The sequence below is a fragment of the Lutimaribacter degradans genome (assembly GCF_023703375.1).
Taxonomy (GTDB): domain Bacteria; phylum Pseudomonadota; class Alphaproteobacteria; order Rhodobacterales; family Rhodobacteraceae; genus Lutimaribacter; species Lutimaribacter degradans.
In genome coordinates, this window is sequence record NZ_JAMQGO010000002.1 from 254,149 (window position 1) to 269,830 (window position 15,682).

Below are 15,682 nucleotides of genomic sequence, written 5' to 3' on the forward strand. Positions count from 1 at the left end.
GCATCCCGGCCGGTCACTTTTATTCTTGGATCACCATGCAGAAACGTGTCGTCTTTCGCAATCGCTGGCTGCCTTACCTTCTGGTGGCGCCCCAGATTGCCGTAACCCTGATCTTCTTCATCTGGCCTGCCTATCAGGCGCTGGAGACCTCGTTCTTCGTCGAGGACGTGTTCGGCTTTTCGCGCAACTTCGTGTGGTTCGAAAACTTCACACGCCTGTTCGCCGACAAGGGCTATCTACGCAGCTTCTGGACAACGCTGGTATTCGGTTTGTCCGTCACGTTCCTGTCGATGAGCATGGCCCTGGCGCTGGCCGTGGCCGCCAACCGCGTGCTGAAAGCTGCAACCGCCTACCGGACCTTCCTGATCTGGCCCTACGCGGTCGCCCCCGCGCTGGCCGGGGTCTTGTGGTATTTCATGATGAATCCCTCGCTCGGTATTCTGGCCTACATGCTGGAAGGCACCTTCGGCGTGGATTGGAACCATTACGTCAACGGCAACCAGGCGTTGCTGTTGGTGATCATCGCCGCCGCTTGGAAGCAGATCAGCTACAACTTCCTGTTCTTCCTTGCCGGGCTGCAATCCATCCCGAAATCACTGATCGAAGCCGCGGCAATCGACGGGGCCAGCCCGACGCGCAGGTTCTGGACGATCGTGTTCCCGCTGCTGTCGCCAACGACGTTCTTTCTGCTGGTGGTGAACCTGGTCTACGCGTTCTTTGACACGTTCGCGATCATCCATGCCACGACCAATGGCGGCCCGGCCGACGCGACCTCGATCCTTGTTTACAAGGTCTATTCCACGGGCTTCGTCGGGCAGGATTACGGCTCATCGGCGGCGCAGTCGGTCATTCTCATGGTGCTGGTCATTGCAATGACCGTTGTCCAGTTCCGCTTCATCGAACGGAAGGTGCAATACTGATGGTCGAAAATCGTCCACTCGCCGCCATTCTGACCCACGTGGTCCTGATTGCCGGTATCGTCTTCCTGTGCTTTCCCGTCTGGGTCGCGCTGGTCGCATCCACCCATCCGGGCGAGGCGCTGCAACGCTCGCCGATCCCCATGTGGTTCGGCGACCAGGGGTTCGCGAATTACAGTCAACTGCTGCGCGAAGGGGTGCCCGCCGCGGGCGGTGTGCCACTATCGACGATGATGCTGAACTCGCTGTTCATGGCGCTGGGGATCACCGTTGGCAAGATCGCGATTTCGCTGATCTCGGCCTTTGCGATCGTGTATTTCCGCTTTCCGTTCCGCATGCTGTTCTTCTGGCTGATCTTCGCCACGCTGATGCTGCCGGTCGAGGTGCGTATCCTGCCCACCTACGACGTTGTGGCCAGCCTTGGAATGCTCAATAGCTATCCCGGCCTGATCATTCCGTTGATTGCCTCGGCCACGGCAACCTTCCTGTTCCGGCAGTTCTTCATGACCATCCCGGATGAGCTGGTCGAGGCCGCGCGCATCGACCGCGCGGGCCCCCTGCGGTTCTTCTGGGATATTCTGCTGCCGCTGTCGCGCACCAATATCGCGGCCCTGTTCATCATCCTGTTCATCTATGGCTGGAACCAATACCTCTGGCCTTTCCTCATCACCACCGATCAAGACCTCTACACCGTCGTCATGGGCATCCAGCGCATGGTGAACGTGGGCGAAGGGGTTCCGATCTGGAACTACACGATGGGCACGGCGATTCTTGCAATGATCCCGCCAGTTCTGGTCGTGCTGGTCATGCAGCGCCTGTTCGTCAAGGGCCTTGTCGAAAGCGAGAAATAACAAATGGCAAATCTGAAATTGGACCGTGTGGGCAAGACCTATGCGGGTGGCGTAAGCGCCGTCGAAAACGCAAGCTTCGAGATCGCGGATGGCGAGTTCATCGTGCTGGTGGGCCCGTCTGGATGCGGCAAATCCACCATGCTGCGCATGATCGCCGGGCTGGAAGAAATCACCGATGGCGACGTGCAGATCGGCGATCGTTCGGTGAACGGGGTCGAACCGGGCGACCGCAACATCGCCATGGTGTTCCAGAATTACGCCCTTTATCCGCACATGACCGTGCGGGGCAACATGGCCTATGGGCTGAGAAACCAGGGCATGCCGAAACCCGAGGTCGAGGCTCGCATTGCCGAGGCCGCGCGCTTCTTGCAGCTTGAACCCTATCTTGATCGCAAGCCCAGCGCCCTTTCGGGCGGTCAGCGTCAGCGCGTTGCCATGGGCCGCGCCATCGTGCGCGAGCCGTCGGTGTTCCTGTTCGACGAGCCGCTTTCGAACCTCGATGCCAAGCTGCGCACCCAGTTGCGGGCCGAGTTGAAAGACCTGCACAAACGCCTGGGCGCCACCTTCATCTATGTCACCCATGACCAGATCGAAGCGATGAGCCTTGCAGATCGCATCGTCATCATGTCCGCCGGACGGATCGAGCAGATCGGCACACCGATGGAACTTTATGCCAATCCCGCCAGCACCTTCGTTGCCGAGTTCATCGGCGCGCCGCCAATGAACGTGCTGCCCGTCACCGGCGAGGCCGCGCGCGCGTTCCTTGCGCAAGAGGCCCGCGTGCCCGACGACCTGGGCCATGTCGGTATCCGCCCCGAGTTGATGTCAATCGGTGACAACGGCATACCCGCCACGATCACGTTGGTCGAACCGCTGGGCGCCGAAACCCTTGTTCACCTGAAGATGGGCGCGGACAAGCTGATCATGCGCAGCGGGCATGGTTTGGCCCTTGATGCCGGCGCCGAAATCAAGGTCGCCGTCGAAGCAGGCGCGTTGCGTTTCTTTGACCGCGACGGGCGCACAAGGTCGGCCTGAAACGGGGTTGCAGCATCGGCCAAGGCAAGCGGGCGCGATCATGGCATGATCGCGTCCGCGCGAACGACCAACGCCTTGGGGCGCCCGCAGGGAAAGCCCCTCGATACCGGCTCAACCCTTGTTGACCATGTGCGACGCGGTGGGCCGCCCAGCCGCGACCCGTTCGGCTTCAAGCCTTTCGATGGTAGCGTCGATGGGGCGGCGGTCCATCATGCCATGGGGGTTTTCACGCGTCGGCATGGTTTCGGCCAAGTGCAGGAACCGTTCCTGCGCCACAGCGTAAAGACGGCGCAACTCCTCCAGCGGGTCGGCATGGTCATCGGCGCGGATATCGAGCCAAGCGTAATCCTGATCGCGACAGACCACCAGGCAGGCGGATTGCTTGCCGCGCTTGTCGCCGCCCGCATCTTCGCCAGCCTGCATCGCGACAAGCAGCCGTTCGATCAGCGGCCTGTCCATGGCCGCCTGGTAGGTGGCCAGCGTATCGTCGATAACCGCGGGGCCTTCCAGCATGTTGCCCGCCACCGATACACCATCGGCCACGCAATGCCCGCACCAGTCAACGCAGTCATCCCCGGTAAAGGCAGCGTTTCGCCCCTGGGCGTCGACCAGGTGGAATTGGCGGTTGGCATGCCCGTTGTCCCGGTCACGCAGGATCGGCACGATCGCATCCGGCGGGGCGCCGGCCTCCAACAGGCGCAAGGCATCCGGCCCAAATGTCGGGTTTACGAAGGCTTGTGTGGCAATCGCGCCGACCCGCCCTTTCAGAAACGGCACCGACCCGCCGACAGCAAAGAACCGGCTGGCAACGGCGATGCCCAGATGGCCGGTGGCGGGGTCACGTGCAACGATGGAATATGTCATGCCTCAACGTCCTACAGCATAAGCCTGCATAAGGCGCGGGGTGGCCGCTGCGCGCAACAGGCCATCGGGGTCGCGCCCTGCGGCGGTCAGGCGCCCCACGGTCCAGGGGTCTGCCTCGGTCACAAGGTGGCCGCGCGCGCGAAGATCGTTCAGCACGTCGGCGCCAAAACTTTTCTCGGCCATGATCATCCCCGGCTGGCGCGAGCGCGGGTAGAAGCTGGACGGAAAATGCGACGAATGGAACAGCGGCGCGTCGATCGCCTCTTGCAGGTTCATCTTGTGATGGACGTAGCGCAGGAAGAACACCAACTGCCACTGGTCCTGCTGGTCGCCTCCCGGCGTGCCGAATACAAGTTGCGGCACCCCGTCTTTCATCGCAAGCGACGGCGTCAGCGTGGTGCGTGGCCGCTTGCCCGGCTCAAGCGATGTGGGCAGCCCCTGCTCCAGCCAGAACATCTGCGCACGGCTATTCAGGCAGAAGCCCAGCCCCGGAATGGTGGGCGACGATTGCAACCACCCGCCCGAAGGTGTCACCGACACCATGTTGCCGTCGCTGTCGATCACGTCGACATGGACGGTGTCGCCCTTCTTTTCCGACAGGTGCGCCATCGTCGGTTCGTAAACCGCCTCGTCCGTGCGGCTGAAGGCGCCCAGCATGGCCATCGTTTTCTCGGCCTGATCGTCAAATCCGGGCACGCTGCCCGGACGCAGTTCCATGCTGGCACTGGTGCCGATCAACTGGCGACGCGCGTCGGCATAGCCGTCGGACAACAGAACGTCCAAGGGCACATTGGTGAACTCGGGGTCCCCATAATATACCTCCCGATCCGCATAGGCGAGCTTCTTGGCCTCGACGACATGATGGATGAAATCCGCGCCATTCGGGTCCATCGCACCCATGTCGACCCCCTTGAGCAACGACAATGCCTGCAACAGCACCGGGCCTTGCGTCCATGGCCCGCATTTCGCCACCGTCCATCCATGGTAGTCATAGGTCAACGGGTCTTCGACATGGGCAGCATAACCGGCCAGGTCATCGGCCGTCAGCACGGCCCTGTGCCTTGCGCCCGAGGCATCCATGACCTCGGCCTTGGCAAGGAAATTCGCGATTTCCTCGGCCACGAACCCACGATAGAAGGCATCGCGCGCGGCGTCTATCTGCGCCTCGCGGCCCTGTTTTGCCTCGGCTTCGGCGAGGATACGCCTCCACGTTGCCGCCAACGCGGGATTGGTGACATTGGCCCACGGGTCCGGCGCGACACCGCCCGGCAGCCACGTATCATGCGAGCTTGGCCATTCATCGCGAAAGAAATCGCCCAGGCCGGCAATCGTCGCGGCCACGCGCGGCAGAACCGGGTGGCCTTTCTCGGCATAGAAAATCGCAGGCTCCAGCACATCGCGCAGAGACAGCCGACCGTAATCGCGCAGCATCAGCATCCAGCCATCCCACGCGCCGGGAATGACGGTGGCCAGCAACCCGTCGCCGGGAATGACATCCAGCCCTTCGGCCTTGTAATGATCAATCGTGGCTCCGGCGGGCGCCGGGCCTTGGGCGCAGATCACCTCGACCTTGCCCTTGGCCTTTGAATAGATGATCGCCGGCAGATCGCCCCCCGGCCCGTTCAGATGCGGCTCAAGCACCTGCAAGACAAGCCCCGTGGCCACCGCGGCATCAAAGGCATTACCGCCCTGTTCAAGGATTTTCATCCCCACGGCAGATGCAATCCAATGGGTCGAGGTGACAACCCCGAACCGGCCCAGAACCTCGGGGCGCGTAGTAAAGGCAGACATCCAATTCCTCCGGTTGGTCAACTTTCGCGCGGGCGAGGCGCACGCAAGGGATCATGATGCGTCATCGAGCGCCTCCAGCGACGCCAGGCGCAAAATGCCTGCGTACCGCGACACGAGATGCGCCCGCATCGCCGCACCGGATCATGGTCGGCAATGGGATCCACCAGTTCGCGGTGCTGGCGCTCCAACGCGAGAGGCAAGTTGTCGCAATAGCGATCAGCCATACCGCACCCATTGGAACCAATTTGTCATGGGTCCAACCATTCGTAAAATTGGTCGCAAGGCAAGGACAACTTGCGCAGCCAAGATGAAGGGCCCCAGGAATTCCAACGCCGCGGGCAGCGAAACAGTCGTCGCTGCCAAAACGCTACCATCGCCTCATTGTTGGCGCGCGGGGTGTTTGGGTTGGTTCGCCCCCGTCCAGCAACTTCCCGGTGCAAGGGCTACCTGGCGTTGCCATGTCCGGGGCCAATTCTGCATCGGGCCAACAATTTTCGCCGCCGCCCGAAACGTGGGCACGACGCTTGGCAAGCATTTGCGCTTTCCTGGTATGCGGCGCCAATTCGCGCCATACTCCCTTTTTCAAAGCCGCACGGCTAAGACGGCACTCAGGCACCTTTCTACGCGCCCCAGCGGGCGGCCATCCGCGCGGTCAGCGCGATGATCGGGCTGGAAAACGGCAGGATGATAAAGATACGCACAACGTGAAAGGCCGTGACGACCGCCAGGCCATCCTCAAGTATTTTCGCGGTCAGCGCCATTTCCGTCACGCTGCCCGGTGCGGTCGACAGCAGCATGACCTGCCAAGTCTCGTCGGTGATCCACGTCAGGCCAACGCCCATCGCGCCACACAGGAAGATCAGCAGGAAAGAGGCCAGGACAGCCCCCGGAATGAACCCGCGCGCGCGGCGCAGCAGCTCTCGGTCGAAAACACCGCCCAGCCAGACCCCAAGGAAGACCTGGGCCAGCACCAAAAGCGGATAGGGATAGGCGGTGATCGGCAGGCTCAGCGCGGCCGCCAGCGCCGCCCCGCCCAACGACCCCACGAAAAACGGGTTGGCAAGGCGAACCGCCCGGGCGGCCAAGGCGCCGGCAACGCCCGTGACGGCCAGCAACGCCGCGCCCGAAACCGTCCACTCCATCCGGCTCAGGGCGGCGACCGGGTCCTTGACCGTGCCGTCAAGCGCAACGATCGCGGGCGGGATCAGGATCACCAGCAACATGATCCGCAAGGTCTGGGCAAAGACGACAGGGCCGGGAAGCACGTTGTGCCGCACGGCAAGCGTGGCACTTTCAACCGGGCCCATGGGGATCGAGGCCAGAAGTGCCGAGATGAAATCAATGTGCGACACCCGCACCAGGAAGACCGCCACGACAAAGCCAAGGCCGATGGTCAGGATAGCCGCACCGATCATGGGGATCAGAAGCGAGCCCATCGCGCCGACCGCCTCGGGGGTGAAAGACAACCCCACGGACGTGGCCACCAGGATCTGGCCGATCTGACGGGTCTGCCCTGGCACCGGCAGAGGACGGTCCGCCAGGCGCACGGTCGAGGCGAAAACGATCGCCCCGATCATCCAGGGCAGCGGAAAGCGCATCCAATGCGCCACAAGCCCGAACAAAAGCGCCCCGACATATATCGCCACCAGCACGACAACCCGGCGAAGTATGCCTGACCAGGTCATGACGCAAAGGCCCGGGCTGGTGTTCGGCGCGGCGACAGCCTGCGCCGCCTTGGCTGAGCTGTCTCTCGTCCCATTGGCTCAATCCGGGCTTTTGCCGTCGCCGATATCCCAGAACACGCCGGCCATCAGCCGCAACGCGTCGCGGCATACGGGTTTGAGCACATGCTCATCCGGGGCGTGCTGCGAACATCCTCGGTAGGAATGAGGCACCCAGACGGTAGGCACACCCAGGATTTCGGCAAAGGCATCATTGGGCAGCGAGCCCGCCAGGTTGGGCAGGACATGCGGCGGCTGCCCCGAGGTTTCCTCGAGCGAGGCGGCCACGAACTTGACCCACGGATGATCGGGGTCAAGCCGCGTGGCGCGGAAAAAGCCGCGGTCATGCGGCACGATCTGTACCGCCTCGAACCCGTGCGCATCCAGGTGGCGGCGCAGCGCGGGCAGGATGTCTTCGGGGTCGGTGCCAACCACGTAACGCAGCTGGCAAGTGGCACGCGCATGGGCGGATATGGCATTGACCGGGGCCTCGGGCACGCCGCTTTTCATCGCTAGAACCGCGAAACTGTTCCAACCATAGGCGCGTTCGGCCGGGGTCAGGCCTTCTTCGCCCCAGTCAGGGTCGATGGCAGGGCCGTCACCGCCCTCGATCGGCAGGCCGCGCAAGGCCGCGCGCACCGCGTCGGTCAGGCTGTCGGGCCGCCACTCCGGGATGCGGATCTGGCCACGCTTGTCGGTGATGGTGGACAGCGCCTGCGCCAAGATCATCGCCGGATCGGCCAGAAGCCCGCCCCAATTGCCCGAATGATGCGCGCCCTCGCGCAGGTCAACCACCAGGTCGAAACTGACACCCCCGCGTGATCCCATGAACATCGTGGGCGTTTCCGGTTGCAGGCGCGGCCCGTCCGAGGCGATGAGCACATCGGCGCGCAGCGCCTCCTTGTTTTGCTCGAAAAAGGCGTGCAGGCCGGGCGATCCGGTTTCCTCGCCGGTTTCGATCACCACCCGGCAGTTGAAGCCCAGCTTGCCGCGCGTCTGCAATACCGCCTCAAGCCCGGCAAGGTTGATCAGGTGCTGGCCCTTGTTGTCGGCGCTGCCGCGCCCATACAGGCGGTCGCCCTCTTCGGTCAGGCGGAACGGATGCAACCCCTCGCGCCATTGATCAGTTTGCGCGCGAATGACATCGCCATGTCCATAGGTCAGCACCGTGGGCAGTTCGTCGCCCTCGTGCCGCTCGGCCGTCAGGATCGGGCCCGCCCCCGGTTCGGGGTTGTCATGGAGCCGCGTTTCAAACCCGAGGGCCGACAGCCGCGGGATCATCGCCTGCGTCAGGTAGCGCGCCAGCTCCGGCGCCTGCTCGGGGTTCTGACTTTCGGTCTCAAAGGCCACCAGATCGGCAAGATCGGCCTGGAACCGCCCGTCGTCGAAATAGGCGGAAATGCTGTCAATCGCGCTTTGTCGTGTCATTTTGAACCTGTCGAAGTTTCGGAAACGGCATCGCCCCAGGGCGACATTATCTCGGTGCAGCCGCTATTGGCCGCGCCTTTGCGCATCACCCCGGCAGGGCAGGCAAAGGCATAGGGAAACGGGCTGCGCCGCGTGGTATGCACCGGGTAATGGGCCTGAAGCGCCGAAATCACCTCGGGCGGCAGGGTTTCATCCGCGACAACAGCCTTGCCGCCCGACACGTCGATGCGCGGATGATGAAAGGCCGCACCGACATCCATGCCGAAATCGGCAACGAAAGAAGCCATCTGCACCATTGCCGAAACGATCTTGCGCCCACCCGAGGCACCAAAGGCAAAGCGCGTGTCGCCGGTCTCACCCAGGACAGGGCAGACGTTCATCAGGCAGCGCTTGCCCGGCGCCAGCGAATTGGGCCGCCCCTGCACCGGGTCGAACCACATGATACCGTTGTTCATCAGAAACCCGGTCGAGGGCGACACGACCCGCGCGCCAAAGATCGACAGCAGGGTCTGTGTCTGCGCGACCATGTTGCCGTGCCGATCCACGACGGAAAAATGCGTGGTGCAACCCGTGTGCGTTTCGGTTTCGCCGGTGTCACCCATGCGGCCCAGCCTGTCGGCATAGGCGCGGGTCAGCCCGTCGGCATAGGCGCTGAAGGCCCCCGCATCGGGTGCGTCGCCCAGGGCGCTGCTCTCGACCACGGCCAGCGCGTCGCGAAAGGTTGGCCCGGCGGTCAGGCCCGGCACCACGTGGAAACGCGCATCGCGGTAATCGAAGCTCAGGGGATCGCTGAATTGCGCCCGGTAGGCGCGCAGATCCTCGTGGCTCAGGCTGCCGCCCTTGGCCTGGATATCCGCGGCCATCGCCGCCCCCAGATCACCGTCATAAAGCGCGCGCGCGCCGTGGCGGGCGATCTGCTCAAGGCTGTCTGCCATGCGGCGCTGATCAAGCCGCTTTTCGGCCAGCGCGGTCCAGCCGCTGATCGTGGGCCACTGCCCGTCTTCCAAAAACATCGCCGCCGCATCGGCATCCTTGGCCAGCGCGCGGGTGGTCGAGGCGATGATCAGCGCGGCATACCAGTCTACCAACAGCCCCTCGCGGGCGCAGGCGATGGCGGGTGACAGCAGGTCGGCCCAGGGCATCCGGCCGTAGCGCGCGTGCAACTGGCCCATGCCGTCAACGACACCGGGCACGGCCACGGCCGTGGCGCCTTGCACGTTGCGGTCATCCACCACCTTTTCCCATGGGAAAAGGTCGCCCGCCACGCCCTTGCCGGTTAGCGGATAGTCCGCAGGGTCCAGGCCCGCAGGTGCGCGCATGCCATAGTTCAGCGCCTGCGCGGTGCCGCTGTCGGCCCGCCACAGCATCAGCGCCCCACCCCCGGCCGGGCCGCTCATCCACGGCTCAAGCACACCGATGGCGAAAGAGGTGGCAATCGCCGCGTCCACCGCATCGCCCCCGGCGGCCAGAACCTCGGCCCCGGCCTGCGCCGCAAGGCGGTGCTGCGCGGCCACGACACCATGTTCGGTTTCGATGACGGTTTTGCGGGTTTGCGCGGTGCGCGACAGGTTCACGGACATCTCAGGCAGCCTTGTTGTCGAACATGGGACTTTCCGTATCGTACAGGTGACATTCCACCAAGCCTTGCGGCGTGGGTACGGGCCGGGGGGCCTTGGCCTTGCAATGGGCCGTGGCCAAGGGACAACGCGGATGGAACTGGCAGCCCGAAGGCGGGTCGATCGGGTTGGGATAGGCCATACCAAGCTGGGTGTCAGGCACGCCCAAACCCGGTTCGGGCGTCAGAACCGATTTCAAAAGCGCCTGCGTGTAGGGATGGCGCGCATGGTCGAACAGGCCCGCCACGTCGGCCTCTTCCACGATCCGACCCAGGTACATGACGGCCACGCGCGTCGCCAGATGCTCGACCACGGCCAGGTCGTGGCTGATGAAAAGGTAGGTCAAGCCGAATTCGCGGCGCAGATCGCCCAGAAGGTTCAGGATCTGGCTTTGCACCGAAACGTCGAGCGCCGAGGTCGGCTCGTCACAGATAACGATCTCGGGCTTCATGATCAGAGCACGCGCTATCGCCACGCGTTGCCGCTGCCCCCCCGACATCTGGCTGGGATAGGTGTTCATCACTCGTGCGGGCAGGCCTACGATATCAAGGATCTCGCGCACCTGCTTTTCCCAGTCCTGCGGGCCGCCCACACCATGCACGCGCAACGGCAGCGACACGATGTCGAAGATGCTCTTGCGTGGATTGAGCGAGGAATAGGGGTCTTGAAAAATGGGCTGGATGCGCCGCGCAAGGCTAAGCCGGTCTTGCGCACCGATCTCTTCCCCATCCACCAGGACCTGCCCGTGTGTCGGGGCTTCAAGTCCCAGCAGGATCTTGGCCAGGGTGGACTTGCCGCAGCCGGATTCACCCACGAGACCAAGAACCTCGCCGCGCGGCAGCGACAGCGACACGTCATTGACAGCGGTCAGGGGACGCGCCTTGCCGAACAGGCCCTGCTTGACCTTGTAGGTCTTGGTGACATTGCGCAGTTCGAGCACCGGAGAGGATTGCGTGCTTTGCCGGGTCATGCGGTGGCCTCCTCAGCCTGTCGTTTACCGTCTTCGTGGATACAGCGAAAGGCATGGCCCGCGCTACCCTGACGGGGGATTTCGCTGCGGCAGGCGGCCTCGGCATAGGGGCAGCGCGTGCGAAAGGCGCAGCCTTCGATGTCGCCCACCAAGGATGGCACGATGCCCGGAATGGTGCCAAGCGTGCTGCCGCGTTCCGTCTTGCCCGGCAGCGGAATGCAGCGCAGCAAGCCGCGCGTATAGGGGTGCGAGGGCGTATTGAACACATCCGCGGCCGGCCCTGTTTCGACCAGTTCGCCAGCATACATCACCGCCACCTTGTCAGCGACACGGGCAACGACGCCCAGATCATGGGTGATCAGGATCATCGCCATGTTCATCTCGCGGCCCAGGTCGTACAGCAGGCGCAGGATCTGCGCCTGGATGGTCACGTCAAGCGCGGTGGTTGGCTCGTCGGCGATGATAAGTTCAGGCTCGCACATCAGGGCCATGGCGATCATCACCCTTTGTCGCAACCCGCCCGACAACTGGTGCGGATATTGCGAAAGGCGGCTTTCGGCGGCGGTGATACCCACCTTTTCCAGCAACTCCACCGCGCGGGCGCGGGCGGCTTCGCGGCCCACGGGCTTGTGAAGCAACAATGCCTCGGTCAGTTGGTCGCCGATGGTGTAGGCCGGGTTGAGCGATGTCATCGGCTCTTGAAAGATCATCGACATCCGCGCGCCGCGCAGTTTGCGCATGGTGCGCGGGTTGGCGCGGGTCAGGTCGGTTCCGTCGAAATCCATGCGATCGGCGGTGCGGCGGATGGTCTTGCCCAAAAGGCCCATGACCGCCAGCGAGGTCAGCGATTTACCAGACCCGCTTTCACCGACGATACACAGGGTTTCGCCCCGGTTCAGGTCAAAGTCGATACCGCGCACCGCGTGCAGGGTGCCGCCCCCGACAGGGATGTCGATGGTCAGGTTGCGGACGCTCAGCAGGGGTTTTTCCATTGTCTCAGCTCCGGTTTTCCGGGGCGGTCACGTCGCGCAGACCGTCGCCCATGAGATTGATCGCCAGCACCAGCAGGAACAGCACGGCACCGGGAATAAGCACCAGCCAAGGTTCGAACAGCATCATGTTCTTGCCTTCCGATACCATCAGGCCCCAGCTCGGCGTGGGCGGTTGCACGCCCAGCCCCAGAAAGGACAGCGCCGCCTCAAGAAGGATGGCGTGGGCCATTTCCAGCGTGATAACGACAATCAGGTTGTTGGCGATGTTCGGCATGATTTCCGACAGGATCACCCGCGGTGTCGAGGCACCGATGGCGCGCGCGGCAGCCACGTATTCACGCCCGCGCACCTGCAGGGTCGAGGCGCGCATGACAACGGCAAAGCGATCCCACAACAAAAGGCCCAGCACCACGATGACCACCTGGAGCGAGCCGCCCAGGATGGCCACGACGGCCAGCGCCACCAGCACGACGGGCATGGCCAGCCGCACGTTGATCAAAAAGGTCACGACCATGTCGACACGCCCGCCGAAATAGCCGGCGGCCACGCCCATGGCGGTGCCGATCACACCCGAGATCAGCGCCGCCACGGCACCGATCAACAGTGAAACGCGCGCACCGTAGATCAGGCGCGACAGGTAATCGCGGCCCAGGTGGTCGGTTCCAAGCGGATGCTCCCACGTGCCGCCCAGGAAAACCGGGGGCTCCATCCGGTTCATCAGGCTTTGCGCATAGGGGTCATGCGGGGCCAGAAGCGGCGCGAAGATGGCGATGAACAGCAAGATGATCAACACCACGGCGCCGATCAGCAGGCCCTGGTGACCAAAGACACGCTTACGCAGCATCTGGCCCGGTGTCGGGCCGGTGATCTCTTGCAGCAGGGGATCGGTATTATCGATATGCGCCATGTTCAGCTGCTCCGCATACGGGGGTCAAGCCAAGCGTTCAAAACGTCGGCCAGAAAGGTGAAAACGATGTAGAACATCGAAAATACAAGGATCAGCGCCTGCACGGTGGGCAGGTCGTTGCGCGCGATGCTTTCCCACGCCAGGTAGCCGGCGCCATGCAGGGCAAAAATCGACTCGACCACGATCGAGCCGCCCAGCATGAAGCCCATCTGCACGGCGGCCAGCGACACCACCGGAATGATCGCGTTGCGCAGCGCGTGGCGAAACAGCACGCGGCCCTCGGGAGCGCCCTTGGCGCGCGCGGTGCGGATGTAATCCGACGAAAGCACATCCAGCATGCCCGCCCGCGTCAGGCGCATGATCGCCGGCATCGCGTAATAGCCCAACACGATGGTCGGCATGATGAAGTGTACGGGGGACGAGGCACCCGATGGCGGCAGCCAGCCCAGTTGGATCGCGAAGATCACGATCAGGATCAGGCCGAACCAGAAGCTGGGCATGGCCTGCCCTGCCACCGACAGGAACAGTGCCACCCGGTCGATGATCGAATTGGGCCGGATCGCGGCAGCGACGCCAAGCGGGACGGCCGTAAGCAACGCGAAGGAAATGCCGCAAACCCCGAGCGTCATGGTCACGCTGAGCCGTTCGGCAATAAGCGACGCCACGGGCAGGCGAAAATAGTAACTTTCGCCGAAATCGCCCTGGATGGCGGAAAACAGCCAGTCCCCGTATTGCACCAGCATTGGCCGGTCAAAGCCATAAAGTTTGCGCAGCGATTCAATGTCTTCGCCGCTGGCGGTTTCACCAGCCAGCGCCGCAGCCGGATCACCGGCAAGGAAAAGCAGGCTGAAACTGATGAACGAGACGGTAAAGGCCACCAGAACGGCAAGGCCCAATCGTTTCAGGATGAATGTCAGCACAGAGGTACCTTTGCGTCATCGCCTGCGCGCCGAACACGCGCAGGTTGGATCGGAGGGAACGAAAACCAAAGGCAGGGGCCGCGTGATGCGGCCCCTGCCCCGGCAATTGGTTCAGATCAGTTCCACGACATGGTGGTAAAGCGCAGAACCTCGTCGGCGGTGGGCGTATACTCGACCTCTTTGGTAAACACGTAGTTGGTGTTGTACGAGAACATCGGCGCCCAATATGCCTGATCGGTGATGCGTTCGATGGCCTTTGCATAATGCTCGACCCGCGTATCGGGGTCGGTCGCGCTGTCGGCAACGTTCAAGTCGGCCAGCACCTGGTCGTCACGCGCGTCGTCAAGCGACCCGTGCTTGAAGAACTGGCTGACCATGGCCGAAGCGTCGTTGATCGAATAGCTGCCCCAGGTTTGGAAAGACATCGGCACCTCGCCCTTCATGTTCAGTTCGCGCAGCGCGGAATACTGAAGGAACTTGAAATCAGCGTCGATGCCAACGGCATTGAGGTAGCTCAGGATCGCTTCGGCATATTCGCGGTCACGATAGGCATAGAACTCAGTTTCGAAACCATCAGGATACCCCGCTTCGGCCAACAGGGCGCGGGCCTTCTCGGGGTCGTATTCATACGTGGTTGCGGCCTCTTCGACACAGCCGAACTGGCTGGGGAAGCATGGCGTCCAGATCACTTTCGATTTCCCCTTGAGCAGGGCATTCACCAGCTCTTCGCGGTTGATCGCGTGGTTGATGGCCCGGCGCACGCGCAGATCGCCGAAAGGCGAGTCGCCCGAACGGCCTGCCGCGTCGAACGACAGATAGCCAACCCGCATCGTGGATTCGTTCATCACGGTGAACTGGTCCATCGCGCTCATCTTCTCGGCCTGGTCGGCCGGAACCTGCCAGATCAAGTCAAGCGAGCCGCTGAAAAGCTCGGCCAACTGGGTGTTCACGTCCGGAATGGTGCGGATGTCGATATTGGTGATCTCGGGCGCGCCCTTGGGGCTGTCGTGATACCCTTCGTATTTCTTGAGGACGAAATGCTGCCCCGGAACCACCGAGACGACCTCGTAAGGGCCGGTGCCCACCGGCTTGAGGCCCATGCCGCTCGGGCCGACCTCGGCATAGTATTCATCGGGGTACATCGACACCGGGCCCGACAGGAATTCGATCGCGGCCGGAAACTTGTCTTTCAGGTGGATGCGAACGGTGTAGTCGTCGATCTTCTCGGCCGATTCCATCCAGTTCACGTTGCGCTGTGTCTTGACGCCGTTTTCCTCTTTCGCGACGAAATTGACGGTATAGACCACGTCATCGGCATTGAACGGCTCGCCGTTGTGGAACGTCACACCCTCGCGCAGCTTGAATTCCAGCGTGGTATCGTCGATCCACTCCCACGATGTGGCCAGGTTGCCCTTGTATTCATTTGTAACCGGGTCGCGGTAGATCAGGCCATCCCAGACCGCGCGCTGCAACACCACGCCTTCGCGCGACGAGTTGAAGTAGCTGTCGACATTTTCCAGCTCCTTGGTAAAGGCCACGCGCAGCGTATCGTTGGCCTTTTCAGCCATGGCCGCGCCCGAGGCGGCGATCAGCGCAATGCTGGCGATTGAGGTTTTGAGCCATGATGAGGTCATTGGATATCTCCGTGTGTTGGTCCGATAAAAACGGCG

The 15,682-nt window shown here is 63.0% G+C and carries 13 protein-coding genes; 3 read left to right on the top strand and 10 right to left on the bottom strand.

Features of this window, described 5'->3' with window-relative positions:
• The first annotated feature begins 35 nt into the window (after positions 1-35).
• Genes ugpA through M8744_RS05750 form a run of 3 tightly spaced genes read left to right on the top strand, consistent with a single transcriptional unit; the run spans position 36 to position 2,803 of the window.
• The gene (gene ugpA / locus M8744_RS05740) at positions 36-920 is read left to right on the top strand and encodes a sn-glycerol-3-phosphate ABC transporter permease UgpA (protein ID WP_251410818.1); all 885 of its coding nucleotides are present in this window, start codon (positions 36-38) and stop codon (positions 918-920) included.
• Positions 920-1,768: a sn-glycerol-3-phosphate ABC transporter permease UgpE gene (gene ugpE, locus M8744_RS05745; RefSeq protein WP_251410822.1), complete on the top strand. Its 849-nt coding sequence runs from the start codon at positions 920-922 to the stop codon at positions 1,766-1,768. Before ugpA ends, ugpE begins: the two co-directional genes overlap by 1 nt.
• 3 nt (positions 1,769-1,771) lie before the next feature.
• Positions 1,772-2,803: an ABC transporter ATP-binding protein gene (locus M8744_RS05750; RefSeq protein ID WP_251410825.1), complete on the top strand. Its 1,032-nt coding sequence runs from the start codon at positions 1,772-1,774 to the stop codon at positions 2,801-2,803.
• Positions 2,804-2,914: 111 nt separating this feature from the next.
• On the opposite strand, the gene M8744_RS05755 is transcribed toward M8744_RS05750, so the two are convergent.
• The 10 genes from M8744_RS05755 to M8744_RS05800 all read right to left on the bottom strand — a co-directional run bounded on the left by M8744_RS05755 (position 2,915) and on the right by M8744_RS05800 (position 15,646).
• Complete coding sequence (locus M8744_RS05755; RefSeq protein ID WP_251410828.1) at positions 2,915-3,667, bottom strand: DUF1028 domain-containing protein; 753 nt, start codon at positions 3,665-3,667, stop codon at positions 2,915-2,917.
• 3 nt (positions 3,668-3,670) lie between these two features.
• Complete coding sequence (locus M8744_RS05760; RefSeq protein WP_251410831.1) at positions 3,671-5,458, bottom strand: gamma-glutamyltransferase family protein; 1,788 nt, start codon at positions 5,456-5,458, stop codon at positions 3,671-3,673.
• 620 nt (positions 5,459-6,078) lie between these two features.
• Positions 6,079-7,143 (bottom strand): AbrB family transcriptional regulator, encoded by a 1,065-nt coding sequence (locus M8744_RS05765; RefSeq protein WP_251410834.1) that lies wholly within the window; start codon positions 7,141-7,143, stop codon positions 6,079-6,081.
• Between the two features lie 78 nt (positions 7,144-7,221).
• Positions 7,222-8,607: a M20 family metallopeptidase gene (locus tag M8744_RS05770; RefSeq protein WP_251410836.1), complete on the bottom strand. Its 1,386-nt coding sequence runs from the start codon at positions 8,605-8,607 to the stop codon at positions 7,222-7,224.
• On the bottom strand, positions 8,604-10,187 hold the full coding sequence (locus M8744_RS05775; RefSeq protein WP_251410839.1) for a gamma-glutamyltransferase: 1,584 nt from the start codon (positions 10,185-10,187) through the stop codon (positions 8,604-8,606). The genes M8744_RS05770 and M8744_RS05775 overlap by 4 nt, the downstream gene beginning before the upstream one ends.
• A 1-nt stretch (position 10,188) precedes the next feature.
• Complete coding sequence (locus tag M8744_RS05780) at positions 10,189-11,193, bottom strand: ABC transporter ATP-binding protein (RefSeq protein WP_251410842.1); 1,005 nt, start codon at positions 11,191-11,193, stop codon at positions 10,189-10,191.
• On the bottom strand, positions 11,190-12,185 hold the full coding sequence (locus tag M8744_RS05785) for an ABC transporter ATP-binding protein (protein ID WP_251410845.1): 996 nt from the start codon (positions 12,183-12,185) through the stop codon (positions 11,190-11,192). Before M8744_RS05785 ends, M8744_RS05780 begins: the two co-directional genes overlap by 4 nt.
• Positions 12,186-12,189: 4 nt before the next feature.
• Positions 12,190-13,092, bottom strand: coding sequence for an ABC transporter permease (locus M8744_RS05790; protein ID WP_251410848.1), 903 nt, complete (start codon positions 13,090-13,092; stop codon positions 12,190-12,192).
• Between the two features lie 2 nt (positions 13,093-13,094).
• The gene (locus tag M8744_RS05795) at positions 13,095-14,012 is read right to left on the bottom strand and encodes an ABC transporter permease (protein WP_251410851.1); all 918 of its coding nucleotides are present in this window, start codon (positions 14,010-14,012) and stop codon (positions 13,095-13,097) included.
• Positions 14,013-14,128: 116 nt separating this feature from the next.
• Positions 14,129-15,646, bottom strand: a complete 1,518-nt coding sequence (locus tag M8744_RS05800; protein WP_251410854.1) for an ABC transporter substrate-binding protein — start codon at positions 15,644-15,646, stop codon at positions 14,129-14,131.
• Positions 15,647-15,682 lie beyond the last annotated feature (36 nt).

Excerpts from the sequence above, each read along its gene's own strand:
- ugpA (WP_251410818.1), top strand. The coding sequence starts at position 36 with ATGCAGAAACGTGTCGTCTTTCGCAATCGCTGGCTGCCTTACCTTCTG.
- M8744_RS05785 (WP_251410845.1), bottom strand. The coding sequence starts at position 12,185 with ATGGAAAAACCCCTGCTGAGCGTCCGCAACCTGACCATCGACATCCCT.
- ugpE (WP_251410822.1), top strand. The coding sequence starts at position 920 with ATGGTCGAAAATCGTCCACTCGCCGCCATTCTGACCCACGTGGTCCTG.
- M8744_RS05770 (WP_251410836.1), bottom strand. The coding sequence starts at position 8,607 with ATGACACGACAAAGCGCGATTGACAGCATTTCCGCCTATTTCGACGAC.
- M8744_RS05800 (WP_251410854.1), bottom strand. The coding sequence starts at position 15,646 with ATGACCTCATCATGGCTCAAAACCTCAATCGCCAGCATTGCGCTGATC.
- M8744_RS05755 (WP_251410828.1), bottom strand. The coding sequence starts at position 3,667 with ATGACATATTCCATCGTTGCACGTGACCCCGCCACCGGCCATCTGGGC.
- M8744_RS05780 (WP_251410842.1), bottom strand. The coding sequence starts at position 11,193 with ATGACCCGGCAAAGCACGCAATCCTCTCCGGTGCTCGAACTGCGCAAT.
- M8744_RS05760 (WP_251410831.1), bottom strand. The coding sequence starts at position 5,458 with ATGTCTGCCTTTACTACGCGCCCCGAGGTTCTGGGCCGGTTCGGGGTT.
- M8744_RS05765 (WP_251410834.1), bottom strand. The coding sequence starts at position 7,143 with ATGACCTGGTCAGGCATACTTCGCCGGGTTGTCGTGCTGGTGGCGATA.
- M8744_RS05775 (WP_251410839.1), bottom strand. The coding sequence starts at position 10,187 with ATGTCCGTGAACCTGTCGCGCACCGCGCAAACCCGCAAAACCGTCATC.
- M8744_RS05790 (WP_251410848.1), bottom strand. The coding sequence starts at position 13,092 with ATGGCGCATATCGATAATACCGATCCCCTGCTGCAAGAGATCACCGGC.
- M8744_RS05750 (WP_251410825.1), top strand. The coding sequence starts at position 1,772 with ATGGCAAATCTGAAATTGGACCGTGTGGGCAAGACCTATGCGGGTGGC.